Annotated in this window: 25 protein-coding genes and 1 pseudogene; all 26 read left to right on the top strand. The window is 45.1% G+C overall.

Going from position 1 to position 20,539, the window contains the following annotated elements:
- The first annotated feature begins 32 nt into the window (after nucleotides 1-32).
- The 26 genes and pseudogenes from K3767_RS07775 (at nucleotide 33) to K3767_RS07650 (ending at nucleotide 20,538) form a co-directional block, all read left to right on the top strand.
- Nucleotides 33-329 (top strand): ferredoxin family protein, encoded by a 297-nt coding sequence (locus K3767_RS07775; RefSeq protein ID WP_221173002.1) that lies wholly within the window; start codon nucleotides 33-35, stop codon nucleotides 327-329.
- Entirely contained in the window at nucleotides 307-2,382 is a 2,076-nt protein-coding gene (locus tag K3767_RS07770) for an STT3 domain-containing protein (RefSeq protein WP_221173001.1), read from the top strand. Before K3767_RS07775 ends, K3767_RS07770 begins: the two co-directional genes overlap by 23 nt.
- Nucleotides 2,383-2,687: 305 nt before the next feature.
- Complete coding sequence (locus K3767_RS12295) at nucleotides 2,688-2,855, top strand: type II toxin-antitoxin system RelE/ParE family toxin (RefSeq protein WP_370630445.1); 168 nt, start codon at nucleotides 2,688-2,690, stop codon at nucleotides 2,853-2,855.
- Nucleotides 2,856-2,885: 30 nt separating this feature from the next.
- Nucleotides 2,886-3,074 carry a hypothetical protein gene (locus tag K3767_RS07760; protein WP_221172999.1) on the top strand — a complete coding sequence of 63 codons (189 nt, stop codon included), beginning with the start codon at nucleotides 2,886-2,888 and terminating at the stop codon, nucleotides 3,072-3,074.
- Between the two features lie 54 nt (nucleotides 3,075-3,128).
- Entirely contained in the window at nucleotides 3,129-3,374 is a 246-nt protein-coding gene (locus K3767_RS07755) for a UPF0175 family protein (RefSeq protein WP_221172998.1), read from the top strand.
- The gene (locus K3767_RS07750; RefSeq protein WP_221172997.1) at nucleotides 3,365-3,850 is read left to right on the top strand and encodes a DUF3368 domain-containing protein; all 486 of its coding nucleotides are present in this window, start codon (nucleotides 3,365-3,367) and stop codon (nucleotides 3,848-3,850) included. The genes K3767_RS07755 and K3767_RS07750 overlap by 10 nt, the downstream gene beginning before the upstream one ends.
- Nucleotides 3,851-4,605: 755 nt before the next feature.
- The gene (locus tag K3767_RS07745; protein ID WP_221172996.1) at nucleotides 4,606-4,845 is read left to right on the top strand and encodes an AbrB/MazE/SpoVT family DNA-binding domain-containing protein; all 240 of its coding nucleotides are present in this window, start codon (nucleotides 4,606-4,608) and stop codon (nucleotides 4,843-4,845) included.
- 10 nt (nucleotides 4,846-4,855) lie between these two features.
- Nucleotides 4,856-5,230, top strand: coding sequence for a type II toxin-antitoxin system VapC family toxin (locus K3767_RS07740; RefSeq protein ID WP_221172995.1), 375 nt, complete (start codon nucleotides 4,856-4,858; stop codon nucleotides 5,228-5,230).
- 159 nt (nucleotides 5,231-5,389) lie between these two features.
- The gene (locus tag K3767_RS07735; RefSeq protein ID WP_221172994.1) at nucleotides 5,390-5,758 is read left to right on the top strand and encodes a hypothetical protein; all 369 of its coding nucleotides are present in this window, start codon (nucleotides 5,390-5,392) and stop codon (nucleotides 5,756-5,758) included.
- A complete protein-coding gene (locus K3767_RS07730; RefSeq protein WP_221172993.1) occupies nucleotides 5,752-6,006 on the top strand; it encodes a hypothetical protein in 255 nt (84 codons plus the stop codon). The genes K3767_RS07735 and K3767_RS07730 overlap by 7 nt, the downstream gene beginning before the upstream one ends.
- Nucleotides 6,007-6,103: 97 nt before the next feature.
- Nucleotides 6,104-6,310: a hypothetical protein gene (locus tag K3767_RS07725; RefSeq protein ID WP_221172992.1), complete on the top strand. Its 207-nt coding sequence runs from the start codon at nucleotides 6,104-6,106 to the stop codon at nucleotides 6,308-6,310.
- Nucleotides 6,311-6,474: 164 nt separating this feature from the next.
- On the top strand, nucleotides 6,475-6,714 hold the full coding sequence (locus tag K3767_RS07720; RefSeq protein ID WP_221172991.1) for a PIN domain-containing protein: 240 nt from the start codon (nucleotides 6,475-6,477) through the stop codon (nucleotides 6,712-6,714).
- 89 nt (nucleotides 6,715-6,803) lie between these two features.
- Complete coding sequence (locus tag K3767_RS07715) at nucleotides 6,804-7,109, top strand: DUF4258 domain-containing protein (RefSeq protein ID WP_221172990.1); 306 nt, start codon at nucleotides 6,804-6,806, stop codon at nucleotides 7,107-7,109.
- Nucleotides 7,106-7,348: a DUF2283 domain-containing protein gene (locus K3767_RS07710; RefSeq protein ID WP_221172989.1), complete on the top strand. Its 243-nt coding sequence runs from the start codon at nucleotides 7,106-7,108 to the stop codon at nucleotides 7,346-7,348. Before K3767_RS07715 ends, K3767_RS07710 begins: the two co-directional genes overlap by 4 nt.
- A gap of 163 nt (nucleotides 7,349-7,511) precedes the next feature.
- The gene (locus K3767_RS07705; RefSeq protein WP_221172988.1) at nucleotides 7,512-8,879 is read left to right on the top strand and encodes a flippase; all 1,368 of its coding nucleotides are present in this window, start codon (nucleotides 7,512-7,514) and stop codon (nucleotides 8,877-8,879) included.
- Nucleotides 8,880-8,996: 117 nt separating this feature from the next.
- Nucleotides 8,997-10,595, top strand: a complete 1,599-nt coding sequence (locus K3767_RS07700; protein ID WP_221172987.1) for a Gfo/Idh/MocA family oxidoreductase — start codon at nucleotides 8,997-8,999, stop codon at nucleotides 10,593-10,595.
- Complete coding sequence (locus tag K3767_RS07695; protein ID WP_221172986.1) at nucleotides 10,592-10,807, top strand: hypothetical protein; 216 nt, start codon at nucleotides 10,592-10,594, stop codon at nucleotides 10,805-10,807. Before K3767_RS07700 ends, K3767_RS07695 begins: the two co-directional genes overlap by 4 nt.
- Nucleotides 10,800-12,359 (top strand): DegT/DnrJ/EryC1/StrS aminotransferase family protein, encoded by a 1,560-nt coding sequence (locus K3767_RS07690; protein WP_221172985.1) that lies wholly within the window; start codon nucleotides 10,800-10,802, stop codon nucleotides 12,357-12,359. The genes K3767_RS07695 and K3767_RS07690 overlap by 8 nt, the downstream gene beginning before the upstream one ends.
- 13 nt (nucleotides 12,360-12,372) lie before the next feature.
- Entirely contained in the window at nucleotides 12,373-12,606 is a 234-nt protein-coding gene (locus K3767_RS07685; RefSeq protein ID WP_221172984.1) for a DegT/DnrJ/EryC1/StrS family aminotransferase, read from the top strand.
- 74 nt (nucleotides 12,607-12,680) lie between these two features.
- Entirely contained in the window at nucleotides 12,681-13,631 is a 951-nt protein-coding gene (locus K3767_RS07680) for a sulfotransferase (protein WP_221172983.1), read from the top strand.
- 26 nt (nucleotides 13,632-13,657) lie between these two features.
- On the top strand, nucleotides 13,658-14,539 hold the full coding sequence (locus K3767_RS07675) for a GNAT family N-acetyltransferase (protein WP_221172982.1): 882 nt from the start codon (nucleotides 13,658-13,660) through the stop codon (nucleotides 14,537-14,539).
- Entirely contained in the window at nucleotides 14,536-15,675 is a 1,140-nt protein-coding gene (locus tag K3767_RS07670) for a hypothetical protein (protein ID WP_221172981.1), read from the top strand. Before K3767_RS07675 ends, K3767_RS07670 begins: the two co-directional genes overlap by 4 nt.
- A complete protein-coding gene (gene asnB / locus K3767_RS07665; protein WP_221172980.1) occupies nucleotides 15,641-17,563 on the top strand; it encodes an asparagine synthase (glutamine-hydrolyzing) in 1,923 nt (640 codons plus the stop codon). The genes K3767_RS07670 and asnB overlap by 35 nt, the downstream gene beginning before the upstream one ends.
- A gap of 92 nt (nucleotides 17,564-17,655) precedes the next feature.
- A pseudogene (locus tag K3767_RS12290) lies at nucleotides 17,656-17,874 on the top strand (UDP-N-acetylglucosamine 2-epimerase); the annotation flags it as partial.
- Nucleotides 17,875-17,941: 67 nt separating this feature from the next.
- Nucleotides 17,942-19,267 carry a glycosyltransferase family 4 protein gene (locus K3767_RS07655; RefSeq protein WP_255592342.1) on the top strand — a complete coding sequence of 442 codons (1,326 nt, stop codon included), beginning with the start codon at nucleotides 17,942-17,944 and terminating at the stop codon, nucleotides 19,265-19,267.
- 11 nt (nucleotides 19,268-19,278) lie between these two features.
- A complete protein-coding gene (locus tag K3767_RS07650; protein WP_221172977.1) occupies nucleotides 19,279-20,538 on the top strand; it encodes an O-antigen ligase in 1,260 nt (419 codons plus the stop codon).
- Nucleotide 20,539 lies beyond the last annotated feature (1 nt).

The following is a 20,539-nucleotide window of genomic DNA, read 5'->3' as shown; positions in this document are numbered from 1 at the left end:
CTTGAGGATTTTCCTGAAAAAGGAGGTGGGGGATGAAGCCCCTTCCCCGGGTCAACATTGACGACCGAATCTTTACCCTTAAGTACTATGTGGACGAAAAGTATGCCCATTTGAAAATAAAAGATCCCACGGTGTGCAAACGATGCGCGGAAAAGCCCTGTTTGCACTTCTGTCCGGCGGGGGTTTATCGTCTGGACCGCCGGGGAGAGATCACCGTGGGGTATCAGGCCTGCGTGGAGTGCGGTTCCTGTCGGGTGGCCTGTCCCCACGCCAACATAGAGTGGGATTACCCCCGGGGGGGCTACGGTGTGGCCTACAAGTTCGGCTAATCCGAAAGAGGCCGTTATCCTGGCCCTCAAAATCCTTCTGGTTTTTCTGGTGATAGCCGCGGGTTTGAGCCTGCGTTTCGACGATCTTCGTATCTGGGAGAAACGGAAAAATATATGGTATCTCGACGACAATCGTCCTATTTTTACCTCTTACGACGCCTTCTACTTTGCCCGTCTGGCCCGGGACTGGCAGGAGGGACGCTATCGTTCCGGGAAACCCGACCCCTATCGTTTCGTCCCGGACAATTACCTGACCGAAAATGTAACCTATCCCTTTCCGATCCCCCTCATGAGTCTTTCGGCGGCCAAACTTTCCGACTGGCTGGGGATCCCTCTTGAGAAGGTGGCCCTTTACTACACTCCCATTACCGCGGTGCTTTTCGTGATCCCCCTTTTTCTTTACCTGGAGAGTCTGGGTTACACCGCGGCTGGACTCCTAGGGGGGCTATGCGGGGTCACGGCCTTCATCTATGTGATACGCACCAGCATCGGCCGTTTTGACACCGATTCCCTCAATCTATTTTTTCCGATCCTCATAGCCTGGGCCCTTTTCATGTACTTTCGAGGCCGAAGACCCCTGGTGTGGGCCGGCGTGGCTTCGGCGGGGGCCTTCCTATATTACTGGTGGTACGCCCATCCCCACCTCATTCTGGTCCAGTTTCTGATCTTCGTCTTTCTTCTTTACCGGGAAAGGGGTGGTCGAAGAGAACTCCTCAGGAGGGACTGGTGGGCTATCGGGATCCTCTTTCTCCCCAACCTCTGGTATCTCTGGAAGTCCCCGGTGGCCCTTTTTAAGCAGATCTTTGAACTGATTCTTTCCATCGCCTCCTCCGCCCAGACGGGAATATTCCGGGACTATCCCAACATTCTGCAATCCATTTCCGAGCTCCAGAAGACCAAATCCGTCACTCAGGTGGCTGCGCTTACCGTGCAGAACAGATTTTTCTTCGTGCCGGGGCTTCTCGGGGCCCTGGGACTTCTTTTACGGGAAAGAAAAGCCCTGGCCTACCTCTGGCCTTACTTCGTCATCGGTCTTCTGGTATTCCGTTCAGGGAATCGTTTTGCCATGTATCTGGCTCCTTTCGTGGGGATGGGGTTGGGGTTTCTCGTTCATATTCTCGTGGAAAAAAGCCTTCCCCGCCTCGGCCTGGACCTTTCTTCCTCTCTGCGCAATCTGCTCGTCCTTCTGGTGATGGTCGTGGTGGGGGTGATTGTCTTCGGGGGGCAGAGAAGCAGTCGCGCCTATGTACCGGTGCCCAAGGCCAATTCCTTCGTGGCCCGGGACATGGAGAAACTCTCCCGTATTCTTCCGGAAGGGGCCTGGATCTGGAGCTGGTGGGATTACGGGTACGCCTTCGTTTACCTTTCCAGACGGGCGGTATTTATCGACGGCGGTTCGCAAACCACTCCCAAGACCTACTATGTAGCCCTTTCCTTTGCGTCTTCCTCGCCGGAGGAGGCCCGGAACATCACCGCCTTCGTGGCCCGGGAGGGGAAAACGGGCCTCAAGAAACTCCTCGAGGAGGGACATTCCGCCGAGGAGATTACGGATTCCGCCCGAAAGGGGCGCTTCTATGCACCTCCGGAACACCCCGTTTACTGGGTTTTCACCCAGGATCTCCCCCCGAAATACGGCTGGATAGGTTATTTCGGTACCTGGGACTTCCGCACCCGAAGGGGACATTTCGGTCTGGTGTTGGATCTCGCTCCATGTCGGAGGATGGGAAGGGGGCAGGTCCTTTTGTGCAGACGGGGAATAAGGGTGGATCTCGCCGCCCACAGGGTTTATCTGGGAGGCCGGAGCTATAATATTTCCAGGATGGTCTTTAAGACTCCCGAGGGAGTGCATTCCCGCAGCTTCGGGGAAAGAGGGTTCATCCTGGAGGTGGTCCCCACCCGTTACGGGGAAACCCTCTTTCTGGTGGACGAGCGCTCCTTTAAGAGTAATTTCAACCAGATGTACATCCTTCGTCGTTACGATCCCCGGTATTTTGATCTGGTAATGGACGATTTTCCCTTCATGGTGGTCTACCGGGTCAAGTGGAAACCGTGATTAATATTCCTTGAATACAAATTAATGGAATCACAAATAGTGAACCTTTCTGTTGGAACATCTTGATCCTAATTGCGGTGCTTCTAAGGAGATTCCGGGCGGAGGTTGAAACGGATTGGTTACCCGCACTCTTGGGGTTTCCACCTAGGAATTTTTGAGCCTTGTCCTGAACTTTCGGGGTAGAGGCGCTTTTTTGAAAGGCGTTGATGGTAGAAATTTTGATGCCAATCGCGGGGGTGAGGAGCTCGTAGGCGAAGCTAGAGGTACACGCTCAGAGCTTCCGCCTGGGGAATTTTTGCGTTATTTTGAATATCGCAGGAGGTAAATTTAAAGATTTGAAAAAACTTAAAGGTTATAAAGATTTCTATAGAATAAGAATAGGCGACTATAGGATTGGTCTTCAGATTAAAGAAAATAAGATTATTTTTGTTAGATTTTTGCATAGGAAGGAAATTTATAGGTGCTTTCCTTAGTACTGATGAGTCTGATTGGGTAAAAACAACATGCCGGTTGCGGTGGCGCTAAGCAGAGTTCGGGAGAAGCTTGAGGCGGATGCGCATTTCAGGGAGCTGGTGAAGGGCGGGGCCACTTTTTTCGTCCTTAGGATTCTCGGCATGGCCGTGGCCTACGCCTTTACGCCTGCGGTTACCCGCACTCTTGGGGCTTTCGCGTGGGGAATTTTTTATTTTTGACTATATATTAGGAAATCTTTGACACAAATTTAGCTATAATAGTGGAGGATAAAAATGCCTATTGTAGTAAGTATTCCTGATGAAATTTTAGAAGGTATGAAGTTGCCTAAAGATATTGCAGCAGCAAAAATAAAAGAAGAATTAGCTTTTTCACTTTATGAAAGAGGGATAATCTCTATGGGATTAGCAAGAAAATTATCCGGACTTAGTAAGTGGAAATTTATAGAAGCATTAGCAGAGAGAAAGGTGAAAAGGCATTATGGAGAGAGAGCTAATGGAAGATATAGAGTATGGAAGTAGTTAGTAATTCTTCTCCTATAATACATCTTGCCAAGATTGGAAAGCTTGATTTATTGAATCTTTTATTCGAGACAATAAAAATTCCAAAAGCTGTCTATCAGGAGTGTGTAATAGAAGGAGGTAGTAGGCCGGAAGTTAAGGTTATTAAAAATGCAAGATGGATTAAAGTACTTGAAGTTGACGATACAAATTTAATTAAGCTTTTAAAAACACAAATTGACGAAGGAGAATCAGAGGTAATTGTTTTAGCTTTAGAGATAGGTGCGGATTTAGTGTTGTTAGATGACTATGAAGTGAGAGAAAAAGCAAGATTGTTCGGATTTAAAGTGACAGAAACAATAGGTGTCTTGCTTAAAGCGAAGAAGAAAGGACTGATAAAAAGTTTAAAAAAAGAAATTGAGAATTTACAAAGTAGTGGATTCTGGATAAGAAAGGATCTTATAAAAGAAATACTAAGAGTGGCAGGTGAAAGTTAGAGATTTGTTTATTGGGGTATCTTGATCTCAATTGCGGTGGTACTGAGGAGATTCTAGCTAAGATTAAGGCGTATGCGGTTATCTGCACTCTCGGGACTTCTGTCTGGTGAATCTTTGTGATATATATCACTATGTTACAAATAGCTTTGTTGCTGGATAAGTGGGGGTGGCTTAGTCTTTTATGAATAATCTCTCGGTTGCGGTGGCGCTGGGGAGACTCCGGGCGAAGCTTGAGGCGGATGCGGTCATTCGTGCTATTGGAGCTTCTATTCGGACAATTCTTGCGTTATGCTTTGAAAAGATATTTGAGAGGTAGTTGACATGGAAATTAGGGAATTTCTAATCGAACACATAAAGTCCATGGTAAAAGAAGTAAGATGATTACTTCAGAAAGACGAGATAGGTTATGAATTATTTCTTTGACACTTCCGCTTTAGTTAAGCATTTCTCTAAAATACCTTCAATTCAGCAGTGGTTCATGAAGCGATAAATTTTTAAAAAGTCTAAAACCTTCCTTATAAAGGTTTCAACCTGGAAGGTTGGGGAACGACATAGGCTGCTTTTCTACTCATATTGGTTGTGTTCTTACTTATGCGCTTAATAACTGAAGGTTTAAGTCGGTGGTGAGGGCACGGTCTTTGAGGCCAAGCGGGCCTTGCGACGGGAATGGTGACAGCAGGAATACTTGGAAAATTTTTTTGATTATGGTAAAAATAACTTCAATCTGGTAAATATGGATTGCTATGGAAGGAAGTATGGAAGTACGCTTGGATAAGCAAGGAAGGATAGTTATTCCTGCCAAATTACGGCAAACAGTAGAGCTACGCCCCGGGGACCCACTGATTGTCCGTGTGGAGGGTGGACGGATCATTCTTGAAAGAAAAGAGGCCATACTCGAGCGGGTTAAACAGAGATTTGCGGCGGTACCCCCGGAGGTCGATCTGGCCGAAGAGCTAATCGCCGAGCGCAATGCAGAGGTCCGGCAGGAGGGGTAAACACATAGATATGAATCGCGTTTTGGATGCTTCGGCACTTTTAGCCTTCCTACACAAAGAGCCCGGAGCAGAATTTGTAGAGCTGGAGCGTTCGGTAATCTCCGCCGTCAACTGGTCGGAGGTGCTTTATAAGTGCCTGAGTTGGGGAGTAGACATTCAGGGGTTGCGTGAGGACTTAGAAGCTTTGGGCCTTTCCATCGAACCCTTTACGCTGCAAGATGCTGAGCTTGCTGCCGGATTGTGGCCTCAGACCCGTTCTCTGGGCCTGTCCCTTGGGGATAGGGCCTGCCTCGCCCTCGGCCTGAGGCTTGGGCTTCCGGTGATTACGGCTGATCGCTCTTGGAAGAATCTTCGACTGGACATTGAGGTTCGAGTTATTCGCTAAGAAGCGAACAGGTAAAGCCAAAAATATTAATGGAATCACAAATAGTGAACCTTTCTGTTGGAACATCTTGATCCTAATTGCGGTGCTTCTAAGGAGATTCCGGGCGGAGGTTGAAACGGATTGGTTACCCGCACTCTTGGGGTTTCCACCTAGGAATTTTTGAGCCTTGTCCTGAACTTTCGGGGTAGAGGCGCTTTTTTGAAAGGCGTTGATGGTAGAAATTTTGATGCCAATCGCGGGGGTGAGGAGCTCGTAGGCGAAGCTAGAGGTACACGCTCGGAGCTTCCGCCTGGGGAATTTTTGCGTTATTTTGAATATCGCAGGAGGGATAATATGGAGCTTAGAGAGAAAATAAAAAAGGAAATAGATAATATGCCGGAAGAATTGCTTCATTGTTTACAAAAATATCTTGAGGATATTGTCAAGGAAGATAAACAAAGAAAAAAACAAAGAAAAACGATTCATTTAAAGGGACAATACGATAATTTAAATGTTAGAAAAATAGCTTATGAATCCACTGCTTGTTGATACTAATAATATTAATATATGCGATTGACGCTGATTCTAAATTTCATGGTAAAGCTATTGATGTTATTTTGGGATCAGATTATATATTGTATACTACCTCTAAAAATGTTTCTGAATTTCTAGTTGTTCTGACAAGAAGTAAAGATAAAGATATAAAGATAGATGCTGCCGAAGCTCTAGAAATATTGGAAAGTTTATTTGCCGAGATACAGTCCGGGGTTGGATGCGGACGAATATTTGAACCATGACGTGAAGAGTGATGCAGTGGGGAGGAGGAAGGTGGTTGCGTTTACTATTTTGTGTACTGCTTGATAGCTAATGGTAAATTTTTACCGGAGGTTTAAGATGGAAAAGTTTAGTGAAAAAGATTTCGATCTTGGAATATTGCCTGAAGAAGCAAAAAAAGAATTAATAGATTTTTATCAGTTTTTGATTTTTAAATATGGAAAAAGAGTAAACAAAGTCGAAGAATTGAAAAAACTATTTACGAAGCCTAAAGGAAAATTGCCTCAAGATTATAGGTTTGATAGAGAAGAAGTACATGCTAGATAGATTTTTTGTGGATTCAAATATTTTGATTTATGCGATATGTGAAAACTCGCCAAAATGTGATATTGTCAGGCAATTATTGATAGATAAAGCTAATCAAGTAGTTGTCAGTTCTCAAGTAATATAATGGGTTTATTGCCGTATCTCTAAAGAAAAATATCTTAATTATGGAAAATATTTATGCTAATGCTTTTATGGAAATTTTTGATTTTGCAATTATAACGAAGAGAGATATTAAAAAAGCAATGTTCGTTAAAGAAAAGTATAAATATAATTATTGGGATAGTTTAATAATAGCCTCAGCATTAGAGAATGATTGTTCAGTTTTATATACAGAGGACATGCAGCATGGTCAGATAATTGAGGGGAGATTAAAAATAGTAAATCCTTTTGTCGGGATATCTTAATGGTAATTGCGGTGGCGCTGAGTAGAGTTCGGGCGAAGCTTGAGGCGGATACGGTTACTTGTATCCTTGGGGCTCTTTTTGTATAAAAGATGAAAATAAAGCTGGTTAACAATTTTTCTAAAAAGATAATTTTTACAAACCATGCACTTGAGAGAGCTGAAGAAAGAGGTGCTACAATAGAGGAAATTTGGGAGGTTTTGAATACAGCTGAAAGTTCTCTTGCTAAAAAAGGAAAATATCAAAAAGAAAAGATTTTTAAATTTGGGAAGGAATGGATGGGGAAGATTTATGAGGAAAAGAAAATAAGAGTTATTTATACTGAAGAGGAAGATAATATAGTGGTAATAACTGTTTATGTTTTCTATGGAGAATGGAAGATGGAGGTTAAGAAATGAAGATTTATTACGATGATAAATATGATCTTTTATATATACGTTTTTCAGAAATAGAAAAAGAAAATGTTAAGAATGTGGAAGTTATGGAGGATATTATTTTAGATATTGGAAAAGACGACAAGATAGTGGGAATAGAAATTTTAAATGCATCTGAGAAGGTGAATTTGAAAGATATATTGCCTATTAGATATTTTTCAGAGAGATCTGATCTTCTTATTGAAAATAGGGACTTTGGATAGATTCCCTTACTTCGCCGAGCTGGTAAGGGGCAAGGGCGGCTTATGCCTTTACGTATGCGGTTATCTGCACTCTCGGGACTTCTGTCTGTTGAATCTTTGTGATATATATCACTATGTTACAGATAGCTTTGTTTCTGGATAAGTGGGGGTGGATTAGGCCTTTATGAATAGTCTCTCGGTTGCGGCGGCGCTAAGCAGACTCCGGGCGAAGCTTGAGGCGGATGCGCATTTCAGGGAGCTGGTTAAGGGCGGCGCCACCTTTTTCGTCCTCAGAATCCTCGGCATGGCCGTGGCCTACGCCTTTACGCTTACGGTCACCCGCACCCTTGGGGCTTCCGCCTGGGGAATCTTTGCGCTGTGCCTGACCGTGCTCCAGATAACCTCGGTAATTGGAAGACTCGGGCTGGATACGGCACTTTTAAGGTTTATAGCCCAATACAACGCCCAGGGTAAGGGAGCCACCGCGAGAAGCATATATATTAAATCGGTAAGTCTGGTAATTCCTTTTTCGCTATTCCTTTCCGTTGCTCTATATTTCCTGGCGCCCGTGCTTTCCGCAAAGGTTTTCGGGAAAGAATATTTAACCCCTTACATGAGGCTTATGGCTTTTGCCGTTCTTCCTTTTGTTTTGCTTTATATAAATTCGGAAAGCCTCCGGGCCTTTAAAAAGATAAAAGAATACACGATATTTCAAAATTTACTGCCGTTTTTAATCGCCTTATTTTCTCTTGGAATTTTCTTTGCCTATTTACATATCAAAAGTACGGAAGCGGTTATTTATGCTTATGTTATCGGAATAGGGGCAGCGTTTCTGTTGAGTGCCGCCTCTCTTCGAGAGGAATTCGTTAAAGCAAACGGAACCAAAGAAAATGTTCCCCTCAAACACATACTTTCGGTTTCTTTTCCCATGCTCATGTCAAGCTCGCTTTTTATGGTAATGTCCTGGACGGACACGATAATGCTGGGGATGTGGCGCACGCCGGAAGAGGTTGGTATATATAATGTGGCGGTAAGGCTATCCATGATCACGAGCTTTACTCTTGCGGCCATAAATTCCATTGCGGCCCCGAAGTTTGCCGAGTTTTGGGGAAAGGGAGATTTGGAGAGTTTAAAAAGAGTGGCTCAGCAATCTACGAAGTTAATCTTTTGGACTTCGGCTCCGGTTCTTGTTTTGTATTTAATTTTTCCCGGATGGTTCATGGGCTTGTTTGGAGAGGAGTTTAGAATGGGGGCCTTGGCTCTGGTGTTTCTTGCTCTGGGGCAGTGCGTGAACGCTCTATGTGGTAGTGTGGGATATATTCTTCAAATGACCGGTAAAGAAAAAATCGTTTACGCTGTTATTTTTTTGGCGTGTTTAATTAATATAGGCTTAAATTTCTTGTTGATTCCCATGTTTGGTTTGTATGGAGCTGCTATTTCCAGCTTTTTTAGTGTTTGCTTCTGGAATATAGTTATGTTGTTTTATATTAAGTCTTTGTATGGATTTTATACTGTTAGTTTTGGAATTTTGAGTATGAGGATGGGATTGTAGGTTGAGACTTTCCTCCGGAGGAAGGGTGGAGTTTGACCAGGATATATTCGAATGGTTTCCGGTCGATGGTGTTATTAAGGGTGCGCTAATATATCGTTAGATATGGGGGAAGTGATTATGGAGAATAACAGATTCGTAGCATTGGTTGGAGCTGGATATTGGGGTAAAAATTTATTGAGAGTTCTATATGAATTGAAAGTTTTGCATACAGTGTGTGAAATTGATGAAAGAATTGTCGCTGAAAGAATGAGAAAATTTCCGGATGTATATTATACTTCTTCTTATGAAGAAGTCTTAAATAATAGAGAAATTAAGGCAGTAGTTATTGCTACTCCTGCAGCTACTCATTATGAAAAGGCAAAGCAGGCGCTTTTAGCTAATAAAGATGTTTTTGTGGAAAAGCCATTGGTATTAAATTTGGAAGAAGGAAAAGAGTTGATCGAGATTTCGAAATATAAAGATCTAATTTTAATGGTTGGCCATATTTTTCATTATCATCCAGCGATTATAAAGTTGAAACAAATCATAAAAGATGGTGGTTTGGGAAAAATTCAATATATTTACTCTAATCAATTAAACATAGGTAAATTTAGGACCGAAGAAAATGTGCTTTGGAGCTTTGCTCCTCATGATATTTCGATTATTTTGATGTTATTAGAAGAGGAACCCTTTAGAGTAGGTGCTTTTGGATTGGCAGCACTAAATAAAGATATATTTGATGTAACTATTACTACTCTCGAGTTTAAAAGTGGTATAAAAGCTCATATATTTGTAAGCTGGTTACATCCCTTTAAAGAGCGAAAATTGGTGGTAGTGGGCTCAAAAGCTATGGCTGTGTTTAATGATGTCAGTGATGAAAAACTTGTTATTTATCCCCATCGAATTGAATGGAAGAATGGAAAGATTCCAGTAGCTCATAAGGCGGAATGTTACACCGTGGAGGTAGAACCACTTGAGCCACTAAAAGAAGAGATGAAACACTTTATTGAATGTGTACTTGAGAGGAAGCGTCCGCGAACGGACGGTGAGGAAGGATTGAGGGTTCTAAAGATATTAAAATCTTGTGAAGATGCTCTTCGAGAGGGCAAAGTTATTGAAATAAAAGGTCAAATTTTTGAGAGTGGGTCGTTTTTTGTCCACCCCTCAAGTTACATAGACGAAAATGTGAAAATTGGTGAAGGTACTAAAATTTGGTATTTTTCTCATATTCTTCAAAATACAATAATAGGTAGAAATTGTATAATCGGGCAAAATGTAATGATTGGGCCGGATGTAGTGATAGGAGATGGCTGTAAAATTCAAAACAATGTTTCTGTTTATAAAGGAGTAACTCTGGAGGATGGAGTATTTTGTGGTCCGTCTTGCGTTTTTACCAATGTTATAACTCCACGAGCCTTTATTGAAAGAAAGCACGAATTTAAGCCAACACGGGTAAAACAGGGGGCTACTATAGGAGCTAATGCAACCATCATGTGTGGAGTAACAATCGGCAGATATTCGTTTATTGGAGCCGGGGCGGTGGTGACCTCTGATGTTCCCGATTATGCTCTTTTTCTGGGGGTTCCGGCCAGGCATTCCGGATGGGTCTGTAAGTGCGGTGTGGTGCTTACACGAAAGACAAAGAGTGAGAAAAGAGAGGAATTAGTTTGTGCAAATTGTGGAAGTAAATACATACTTGACGGAGAAAAATTTATAGTATTGGAGGAAAAGATATGAGGGTTATTGCCAGGAGAACGGAAGAGGGTTTCTTGATTCCTTTTTGCGGAAATCTTAAAAATATTCAGGCAGATGAAGTGGAATTGTATGTTTTATTGATAAAAAGATCTTTCACCGAAGAATTAAGAAAAACCCTAAAAAAAAATCCAAACAGAAAGATAGATTTTAAAGAAGAATGGCATAAATATTTAGAGGAGAAATATTGTGGCTAAAATACTCGTTGATATCAATGTGATTTTGGATGCAGTTTTAAATAGAGATGAGATTAGTAGTGCACTCTTAGATAAATTGGCCGATTCTTATCATGAATTGTTTGTAACGGCTTCTATGGTAGCTGTTCTTGATTATTTTCTCAATAAATATAACGCAAACAAAAAGGAATTCAAGAAGAAGTTCTTTAGCAGATTTAAGGTAATTACTACTACTGGTATGGATGCATTGAATGCCTTATCTTTTGAAGACGGTGAAGATGCTTTGATATCTTTATCTTTTAAAAGAGTGGCTAAAGATGGTTTGATAATTACAAAAGACAGGAAATTCCCCTCAAATGGTTTATCGGTTTTAACACCCGAGGAGGCGTTATATAACCAAGAACTTTTTGGTCAAGAGGAGAATAAAACGATATCCCTGTTGGATTTGCAGAAAGAATACAGACATCTGATGGAGGAAATTGATGATGTCATATTAAAGTGTGCATCAGGTGGCAAATACATACTCGGGTCGGAAGTTTCGGAGTTCGAACAGAAATTAGCTAATTACATCGGTGTCAAACATGCCATAGGGGTATCTTCCGGCACGGATGCTTTGGTGCTATCCTTAAGGGCCCTGGCAATCAAACTTAAGGGAAAGGAGTATTGGGATAAAGAGGATTTGGTGATTACTACCCCCCTCACTTTTACCGCCACCGGAGAGGCCATTTTAAGGGCCGGGGCAACCCCTCTTTTTGTAGACATAACTCTTGATACCTTTAACCTTGACCCTGAGGAAGTCGAAAAAACTCTTGAGAAATATGAAAACAGAGTGGTGGGAATTTTACCGGTCCATCTCTACGGACACCCCTGTGACATGGACCGGATAATGAGGCTTGCTCGAGGAGCGGGAATTTTTGTGGTGGAGGATTGTGCGCAAAGTTTAGGGGCTCGGTGGAACGGTAAACAAACCGGGAGTTTCGGCGATGCCGGTTGTTTTAGCTTTTTTCCCACTAAACCTCTCGGAGGCTTTGGAGACGGAGGCATGATAGTGACGGATGATGATGAGCTTGCGGATATCATCAAAATGCTTCGCACGCATGGTGGAAGAGACAAAAATCGTCCCGAGCACATAGGTTACAATGCCAGACTCGACACCCTTCAGGCAGCCATATTACTTACCAGACTAAAATATCTAAATGAATTTACGGAAAAACGCAGGAAAATAGCCGAATTTTATCATAAGAAATTAAAAGGAATAGACTGGCTAGTTCTTCCGGTGGAGCACGAAAAAGCTTTTCATGTATATCATCAATATACGGTAAGGGTGCGGGGAAGGAACAGAGATGATGTGCGGGAAGGATTGAGGGAGAAGGGGGTCCACACCATGGTGTATTATCCGGTTCCGCTTCATCGAATGGAGGTTTTCCGTCGGACCCGAATGGAGATATTCGGAAGTCTGAAGAATGCCGAGACAGTTTCCAAAAGTGTTTTGAGTTTACCCATAGAACCTTTGTATTTTGAGCGTAAGGATATTCTGGAAAAAGTGGTAAGTGCTTTTTTGGAATGCGAGTAAGACCTTACGCTATATGGATATCGCCTTTCGCTACGGCTTACGGGTGGTGGTACGGGTATTGGGCGGTCGCCGGAACGCTTTGCAGGATTTTTTACGAAAGGAGGGGATAGATACAGCGGTTTATTATCCTCTCTCCGTGCATCTGCAGCCTGCTCTGCGGCGTCTCGGCTATCGCTTGGGTGATTTTCCTGTGAACGAAACAGGCTGTGATGAGGTCACGGTGTTTTTGCTTATGTTTTCTGGATAGGAGAGACCATCGGTGCACAAGTTATAACTCAAGTTTTTGAGAGATTTTCGGATTTTAGAGAGGAGGTCTATGTCATGAAAAATTTTAAATATATTGCTGGTTTAGTTTATAAAACCTCAAACATAATGTTAAGCCATATAGAAAATTTTTTGGCTTGTAATGTTTCTTCTAATAACTTTAAAAATCCTCCATTGTTTATAATAGGTGCGCCAAGAAGTGGTACTACTATTTTATATCAAATTCTAATTAATAATTTCGAGTATGGATTCCTCTCGAATTTGCATTGTTTTTTTTACGGATTTCCCTCGTTAGTACAATTTTTTTTAAGGATTTTAAATATTAGTGTATCTTGTATTCCTTATCATTCTCATTACGGTTATGTGTCCGGTTTTCTATCACCAAGTGAGTGTGGCTCTTTTTGGTACAGATGGTTTCCGAAGTCTCCGGATTTTGTCGAATATGTACCTGCGGGAAGTCTTCGTAAAATGCGCAAAGTTCTAATTTTTTTAGAAAGATTATTTGATCGACCTTTATTGTTTAAAAATGTCTATAATTCTTTACGGCTCCAGCATTTTCTTTCCGTTATGCCAGAATCTAAATTTATTGTAGTTAAAAGGAAAATTTATTATAATGCTTTATCTATCTTAATTGCAAGAGTTAGAATTAGCGGATCTTTGAGTAACTGGTTTTCTGTGAAACCGCCAGACATTAAAGCCAATAGCCCATATGAAGAAGTGTTAGATCAAATTGCTGCTATATATAAATATATCGAGCATTTTATTAATGTCTATCCGGACAAATTTTTGGTTATTAAGCTTGAAGATTTAGTTGATAATCCGCAAGAGGAATTAATAAGGATATCATCTTTTTATCCATGGGTTAGGACTTCTCGTAATTATCCTCGCTTTGAAGGTATACTAAATTCTTCTGAAGTAAATAAAGATTTGTCTGTACCAGAAATTAATACGGAAAAATTGAAAGCTTTGGTGATTGATAGATTTGGTAATTTAGATAGTTATCCATAGTAAATGAAAATGATTCTGGGGATATAATGATATCACCTCATCTTTTTGTTCAGCCTAAATGGTTGGATTTGTATAAAGAGGCTTATTTTTTTAGTTATCTGGTAAAAGATGAGATGGTTTTGCCTTTGGTTTTTAAAAATCGTTTCGGCCTGCGTGTTATTACTCATCCTCCACTAACGCCTTACTTGGGGCTTCCTAAAGAATGCGCTACACGGGAAGCTTTGGATTTCTATGCAAAATCTATTAAGGACAAACGCCCAGATTATGTTTATATTGCTTTCCCTCCTGGAGTACATGATTTACTGCCCTTTAAGTTTGCAGGGTTTACAGTCGAAGTGCGATATACTTATATTCTTGATTTAGAATTTGATGAGGAAAAGTTGTGGAGAAATATGGATAAAACTCGTAGAAATGACATTAGAAAAGCCTACAACGATAGACTTCAGGTCGTCTCGTTAGACATTCAATCTGTATCAATAGCCGCAGGTCTTATACGAAAAACCTTTGCCCGTCAGGGTCGATCTGTGCCGTGGCTTGGCCTGGCCAGAAGGATAATGGAGAAGTCTCTTGGTGAAGGCTGGGGACGGGGTTGGCTGGTGAAGCAGGGAGATACACCAATCAGTTTTACCTTCATCGTGTGGGATGAGACGACCGCTTACTACCTTCTCGGAGGTTATGATCAGGAAAAGCGTCATCATGGTGCCGGACCTTTAGGCATGTGGGAAGCCATTCGTTTTGCGAAAAGCATAGGACTTAAACGGTTTGATTTTGAGGGATCTGAAATTCCTTCCATTGAGCGTTACTTTAGAAAGTTTGGTGGAGTACTGACTCCGTATTATGCCGTGCGTTACATGTCACCTCGTTTTCAGATTTTTCACGCTCTTTATCGGATGATGAAGCGAATATGATGCACCACTGGCTCAAATGGCTCGAACGAGAAGAGTGGACTAAAGAAGGGTTGCCACTGGATTTTCCCTCCCAAAGGCCCTTTTACGATCTGCCCATTTTTCGTCCCTATCTTGATGAGTTTATCATCTCACGGGGATTGTGGGAGCCGCCTTCTTACTATGGAAAACGGTTTGCGGTTTGTATCACCATGGACCTGGATTCCTTTTTCACCAGGAAGGAATATCTGCGAAAGCTGGTGTGGGCTTTGCGGAAGCACGAACCCAAGATGATTTTGGCCTCCGTGTATGGCCTGATGAGGAGAAATGGTGATACGGATCTTGAAGATTACTTGGAAGTTTACCGAAAACATAAGGTGCGGGCCACTTTCTTTGTGCCTTTTTACTTGGGATACAGCCAGGATCCCCGGGATCCTCTTTATTCGTTGACCCAAAAGATTGCCTTTGACGGACGGAAATATGTGCTTCGGGAGGTTTTGCTTCGAATAGCAGAAGAGGGCCATGAAATCGGATTGCACCCCTCTATTCCCGCGGCTTTTGATGGGGAACGCCTCAAAAGCGAAAAGCTGGGGCTTGAGCGGATGCTGGACATGGAGATTGTCAGCCTGCGCCAGCACTGGCTGATGTGGCACCCTCAAGAGACTCCCCGCCTCCAAACCGAAGCGGGCTTTCTCTACGATTCCACTTTTGGCTTTAATCGGCTTCCGGGTTTTCGCGCCGGTACCTCTTATCCTTTTCGCTTTTATAAAGACTCGGTTCTTGAGTTGCCTCTTATCCTGCAGGAAGGGACTCTTTTGAAAGGGCTTAGCGCGGGGGCTCTGGGACTTTCGCTGAAACGGGCCGTGGAGCTAGGGAAAACGATACTTGAACGGATAGCCAGGGTGGGCGGCGTGGCGGTGATTCTGGTGCATCCTTCCATTCGGGGATCTCCGGAGAGTGAGGAGCGTCTGAGGTGGCTTGAAGCCCTGTTGAGCGAAGCCATCCATCTGGGAGCTGTCTTTATGACCATTGGCGAAGTGGGGCGTTTCTGGCAGGAGCACTACGAATCCTTGTGGGAGGAAGCTTTGGGGCAGGTTTTTCAAAATTTACCCCTGGAGCAGTGGAATGTGTGGCGTTTTCGGACTGATCGGGAAGAATAGCTCTTCTGTATCCGGAGATGTTTTCCGCCTCCTTCGTCACAGAGGGCCTGACGATTATGGCCTTTTGTGCTGGGATGGAGAAAAACCCCCCACCCGGGGAAAGCGTGTGAGCTGTGCCGCCTCTCTGGTATATCTGGCTCACACCCGTCTTTCCATTCTGGACCTCTCTAAGGCCGGATGGCAGCCCATGGGGACGCCGGACGGGCGGTACTACATCGTGTACAACGGCGAGGTTTACAACTACCGGGAGTTGCGTGCGGAGCTGGAGAAGGCGGGCGTTCGGTTCCGTTCCCATACGGATACCGAGGTGGTGCTCCGGGCTTACGCCCTGTGGGGACCGGAGGCGCTGAACCGGTTCGTCGGGATGTTCGCCCTGGCCATACTCGACACGAAAAGGCGGGCGGTCTTTCTGGCCCGCGACTTTTTCGGCATCAAGCCCCTTTATTACACCCATCTTCCCGACGGGGGGCTGGCTTTCGCCTCGGAGATCAAGGCTCTCTTGGCTCTGCCCGGAGTGAAAGCCCGGGCCCATCCCCAGCGTCTTTACGACTATCTCCGCTACGGTCTTACCGACCACGCCCCGGAGACCCTCTTTCAGGGCATTTACCACCTGCCTCCGGCCCACTACATGGTGGTGCCGGTGGATGAGCCACGAAGGGCCGAACCCGTTCGATACTGGGACCCCACGCCCACGGAAACCCTGGACATTTCCTTTGAGGAAGCTACCTCTCGCCTGAGGGAGATGTTTCTTGAAAGCGTGCGCTTGCATCTTAGAAGCGATGTGTCGCTGGGAAGCGCCCTTTCCGGAGGGATTGATTCCTCGGCCATTGTGTGCGCCATACGCCATCTGGACCCCGGGGCTGAGATTCACACCTTCAGTTTCATTGCCGAGGATGCGCCGGAGATCAATGAGGAGCGCTGGGTGGACCTGGTGGGAAGGCATGTGCGGGCCCGGGTGCACAAGGTGCGTCCCCGGCCGGAGGAGATCGTGGAGGATCTGGACGACCTGATATATGCCCAGGACGAACCTTTCGGCAGCACCAGCATTTATGCCCAGTACCGGGTGTTCCGTCTGGCCCGGGAGCACGGCATTAAGGTGATGCTTGACGGACAGGGCGCAGACGAGCTATTGGCGGGGTATCCCACCTACTATGCGGCGCGCTTTCTTTCCCTTCTTCGGCAGGGAAAGTGGGGAGCGGCGTTATATTTCCTGAGGCACGCCTCGAAGCATCCGGCTTCTCAAGGGATTTGGGCCATTCTCAAGCGGACCGTAGCACATTTGTTGCCGGATTCGTTGCAAAGCCCTCTTCGGCGAATGGCCGGGGAGGAAGTGCTCCCCGCCTGGATGAACGGCGAGTGGTTTGCCGAGCGCGGGGTGCGTCCTCGTCCCCTCTGGAAAAGCCGTAGCCGGGAGGCCCTGAAAGAACAGTTGCTCCTCACCTTTGCCCAAATCAATCTGCCATCCCTGCTGCGCTACGAGGACCGAAATTCCATGTGGCATTCCATTGAAAGCCGGGTTCCCTTTCTCACTCCTCAAGTCGTGCAGTTTGTCTTTTCTTTGCCTGAGGGGTACATTCTTTCCCTTCAGGGCGTGACCAAGGCTGTGTTTCGCGAGGCAATAAAAGGGCTCGTCCCCGACTCCATTCTCAACCGGCGTGATAAAATTGGCTTTCGGACGCCGGAGGCGCGCTGGCTGACTGCTCTTCGCCCCTGGGTGGAAGACTTACTTCGAAGCGAGGCAACCCGGGCGATACCGGTTCTCTGTCTGGAGGCGGCCCGAAAGGAGTGGAAGGCCATGCTTGAGGAAAAGCGGCGTTATGACAGCCGTTTCTGGCGCTGGGTGAATCTCATCCGCTGGACGGAGCGGTTCGAGGTGGAGTATGAGTAAAGTTGTGCATGTGGCGGGCGCGCGTCCACAGTTTATCAAGCTGGCTCCGGTGCTCAAAGCCTTTAGAGAGAAATGCTCATGCCACCTGTTTGTTGCTCATACTGGAAAAAAATGCCCGTCTCATCCTTACCGACTCGGGCGGTGTGCAAAAGGAGGCCTTTTTCTTTCGGGTACCCTGCCTTACCCTGCGGGAAGAGACGGAATGGGTGGAAACCCTTGAGGGAGGCTGGAATCGGCTGGTTGGTACGGATCCAGAGCATATTCTACAGAAGGCCCAAACTGCGCTTTCGTTGAAGAATGATGAGGCACGGACTTTAAAAGACTTATATGGCGGCGGAAGGGCTGCGGAGAGAATCGTAGAGATAATAAGGAAGACAGATGCGGAAGGTTTTGATTGTTACCTATTGGTATCCTCCAAAGCAGGCTATCGGCTCTCTGCGTGTGGAAAAATGGGCCAAGTATCTGCCAGAGTTTGGCTGGGAGCCGATCGTAGTCACGGTGGAGCCTCGCACGGATATGTACACGCGTCATGGTGCGCTTCCAGATGAGCTGCGTCGGGGAAAAGTATATCGGACTCGTGACCTCTCCCTGAATGAATTTCTTTACTCCTGGGCGAGCCGTTTTCGTACGCAAAAAGGCGTTTCCGACGGTGGAGGGTATAAAAGTCCCTCCACGCTCCACCGATTTGGACTAAGGATTGGATCCTTTGCCTACCGCCTTTACAAGCAGCTGATCTGTTTTCCTGATGAAGCCGTCCCCTGGCTGCTCGAATACCCCAAAATTGAACGCATTACTCAGAAGGAACGCCCTGATGTTGTGCTTAGTTCCTCTCTGCCCAACACTTGTCATATTATTGCTTCTCGCCTAAGTCGGCGTTTGAGACTTCCATGGGTGGCGGACTTTCGGGATCTCTGGACGCAAAATCATGCGTTTCGCAGAATTTTTCCACTGCGTTTACTTGAAGTATGGTTAGAGAAGCGCACCATTGCTCACGCAGCTGCACTGATTACAGTCTCAGAACCGCTGAAGGACCAACTGGAAAGTCTTCATCGTAAACCCGTTTTCGTCATACCCAACGGTTTCGATCCGGACGATTTTCCGGAAGAATCTATTTCGTCCAACCCTGATGGACCGCTCCTTATTGTGTATACCGGCATGATCTATCCCGGGAAGCGAGATCCGAGTCCCTTATTTGCAGCACTAAGTGTTTTGTTGCGGCGTGGAAAGATTAGCTCCGGGGATGTGCGGGTGGATTTTTATGGTCGCAAGCTGGATGTTGTATTGGATCTGCTTGAACGCTATCCAGAGGTGAAGGACATGGTGCAGCTTAGAGGAGAAGTAAGCCACGAGGAGGCTATGAAAGCTCAGCGGGCTGCGGATGTGCTTTTACTTTTGGGGTGGACGGATCCTCAAGCCCGGGGGATTTACACGGGAAAAGTTTTTGAGTACCTGGGAGCGAAACGGCCTATTCTAAGCATAGGGCCAGAGGGAGATGTTATTGAAGAGCTTCTTAATGAAACGAAAGCAGGTGTTCATCTAAAATCTGTAGAAAGTATTGCGTCGTGGCTGGAGCGGTGGTTGCAGGAGAAGAAGGTGTACGGTGCCCCTGCTTATCAAGGGGATGAAGAAGTTATCCTGAGGTATACTCGTCGGGAGCAAACGCAAGATTTGTCAAAAACTCTCGATTTTGTGATAAAATTATGAAAAGTGTTTCTTTGAAAAGAATAGAATTTTTATCATCTGTCCTTTTGCGAGGAATCTCCTCGAAAGTTTTGGTTTTGGCGCTTGTTCTGCTTCCTTGGGTTAAGCTCGAGTTGTTTCCTCGAATCACTTGGGCCGATGCGGTATTTCTGCTTTGGGGCCTGACACTTTACATACAATGGACTTCTCATCAATGTCCGTTATGGCTGCCTTCGTGGCCGCTAAGGGTTTACGGGTTTTTTCTAATCCTGTGGACAATAACCCTGCTTACTTCTGGAATGAATGTCCCCCATCTAGGGGCGTATACTTTCGAAATCGTCGGACTCATTTACTTAGCTGGGTTAAGCTGGCTGCTTGCCTATGTTCTTTCCACTTCATCTTTAATCTTTAAAACAACTATTAATGCCATTATTTTAGGGATAACTGTGACCTTATCCTTTGGGCTTGTTGGCATCTTAGATGCTATACTATTAGGGAAGTTCACGGTCTTCTTCTACAACAATGCGAATAAACTTATAGCAACATTCAAGCACCCCAACCAGCTTGCAGGGTTTTTTGTACTATTCTTACCCTTGATTTGGGAGCGTTTTCTCTATGCTACTCGCTTAAAAACGCGCGTGTTCTATGGAGCATTGTCTTTGCTGACGCTTGTGGAAATTGCAGCGAGCGGATCGAGAGCGGGCATGGTCGCTGCGCTCTTCGGGTTGGGGTTGGGCTCAGCATATGTCGTTTTTAGGTTTTCGTTGCGTCGAGTGGTCTTGATAGGAATAATCGCTGCTGGCTTTGGAGCAGCAATCGCTTATTTACAGCCTTCTATTTGGGTGATTCATCGTGCTTTTGGTGGCTTTCAGGTTGTCGCACATGGAGAAATCACCGACCCATTTCGTCAGGAAAACTGGCGTATGGCTTTACAGATCTTCTACCGATATCCGCTCACAGGCTACGGTGTGGCCAACATAGCCCTAGACTACGGGTACGAAATCCACAACACCTACCTCGCTGTGGCGGCAGAGACCGGTTTTTTAGGGCTCCTGCCTTTTATTGGGCTCCTGACTTTCACGCTCTTTCTCGCTTGGCAAAATACTCGTTGGGCTAAAAAAACGGGTCAATGGCCCGATGTGGCCTTGGGGCTGTGGATTGGATTATTGGCCGAGTTGCTGTACGCCACTCAGCATCATATGCTTCGGGCCCGCCACCTGTGGGTGGCGCTGGCCTTAGTGGTAGCGTTAAATGTGCTTCTAAGACGAACATGGTTCTCTGGAGGGCGCGTTTAAT

It is taken from the genome of Thermosulfurimonas sp. F29, assembly GCF_019688735.1.
In the GTDB taxonomy this organism is placed as follows: Bacteria; Desulfobacterota; Thermodesulfobacteria; order Thermodesulfobacteriales; family Thermodesulfobacteriaceae; genus Thermosulfurimonas_A.
This window is presented reverse-complemented; position numbering and strand designations above follow the sequence as displayed.

Bases quoted from the DNA above. Each gene is read 5' to 3' on its own strand.
- K3767_RS07685 (WP_221172984.1), top strand. From the start codon at position 12,373: ATGGATATCGCCTTTCGCTACGGCTTACGGGTGGTGGTACGGGTATTG.
- K3767_RS07755 (WP_221172998.1), top strand. From the start codon at position 3,129: ATGCCTATTGTAGTAAGTATTCCTGATGAAATTTTAGAAGGTATGAAG.
- K3767_RS07725 (WP_221172992.1), top strand. From the start codon at position 6,104: ATGGAAAAGTTTAGTGAAAAAGATTTCGATCTTGGAATATTGCCTGAA.
- K3767_RS07680 (WP_221172983.1), top strand. From the start codon at position 12,681: ATGAAAAATTTTAAATATATTGCTGGTTTAGTTTATAAAACCTCAAAC.
- K3767_RS07695 (WP_221172986.1), top strand. From the start codon at position 10,592: ATGAGGGTTATTGCCAGGAGAACGGAAGAGGGTTTCTTGATTCCTTTT.
- K3767_RS07675 (WP_221172982.1), top strand. From the start codon at position 13,658: ATGATATCACCTCATCTTTTTGTTCAGCCTAAATGGTTGGATTTGTAT.
- K3767_RS07775 (WP_221173002.1), top strand. From the start codon at position 33: ATGAAGCCCCTTCCCCGGGTCAACATTGACGACCGAATCTTTACCCTT.
- K3767_RS07740 (WP_221172995.1), top strand. From the start codon at position 4,856: ATGAATCGCGTTTTGGATGCTTCGGCACTTTTAGCCTTCCTACACAAA.
- K3767_RS07715 (WP_221172990.1), top strand. From the start codon at position 6,804: ATGAAAATAAAGCTGGTTAACAATTTTTCTAAAAAGATAATTTTTACA.
- K3767_RS07670 (WP_221172981.1), top strand. From the start codon at position 14,536: ATGATGCACCACTGGCTCAAATGGCTCGAACGAGAAGAGTGGACTAAA.
- K3767_RS07710 (WP_221172989.1), top strand. From the start codon at position 7,106: ATGAAGATTTATTACGATGATAAATATGATCTTTTATATATACGTTTT.
- K3767_RS07720 (WP_221172991.1), top strand. From the start codon at position 6,475: ATGGAAAATATTTATGCTAATGCTTTTATGGAAATTTTTGATTTTGCA.
- K3767_RS07750 (WP_221172997.1), top strand. From the start codon at position 3,365: ATGGAAGTAGTTAGTAATTCTTCTCCTATAATACATCTTGCCAAGATT.
- K3767_RS07655 (WP_255592342.1), top strand. From the start codon at position 17,942: ATGCGGAAGGTTTTGATTGTTACCTATTGGTATCCTCCAAAGCAGGCT.
- K3767_RS07760 (WP_221172999.1), top strand. From the start codon at position 2,886: ATGCCGGTTGCGGTGGCGCTAAGCAGAGTTCGGGAGAAGCTTGAGGCG.
- K3767_RS07745 (WP_221172996.1), top strand. From the start codon at position 4,606: ATGGAAGTACGCTTGGATAAGCAAGGAAGGATAGTTATTCCTGCCAAA.
- K3767_RS07705 (WP_221172988.1), top strand. From the start codon at position 7,512: ATGAATAGTCTCTCGGTTGCGGCGGCGCTAAGCAGACTCCGGGCGAAG.
- K3767_RS07700 (WP_221172987.1), top strand. From the start codon at position 8,997: ATGGAGAATAACAGATTCGTAGCATTGGTTGGAGCTGGATATTGGGGT.
- asnB (WP_221172980.1), top strand. From the start codon at position 15,641: ATGTGTGGCGTTTTCGGACTGATCGGGAAGAATAGCTCTTCTGTATCC.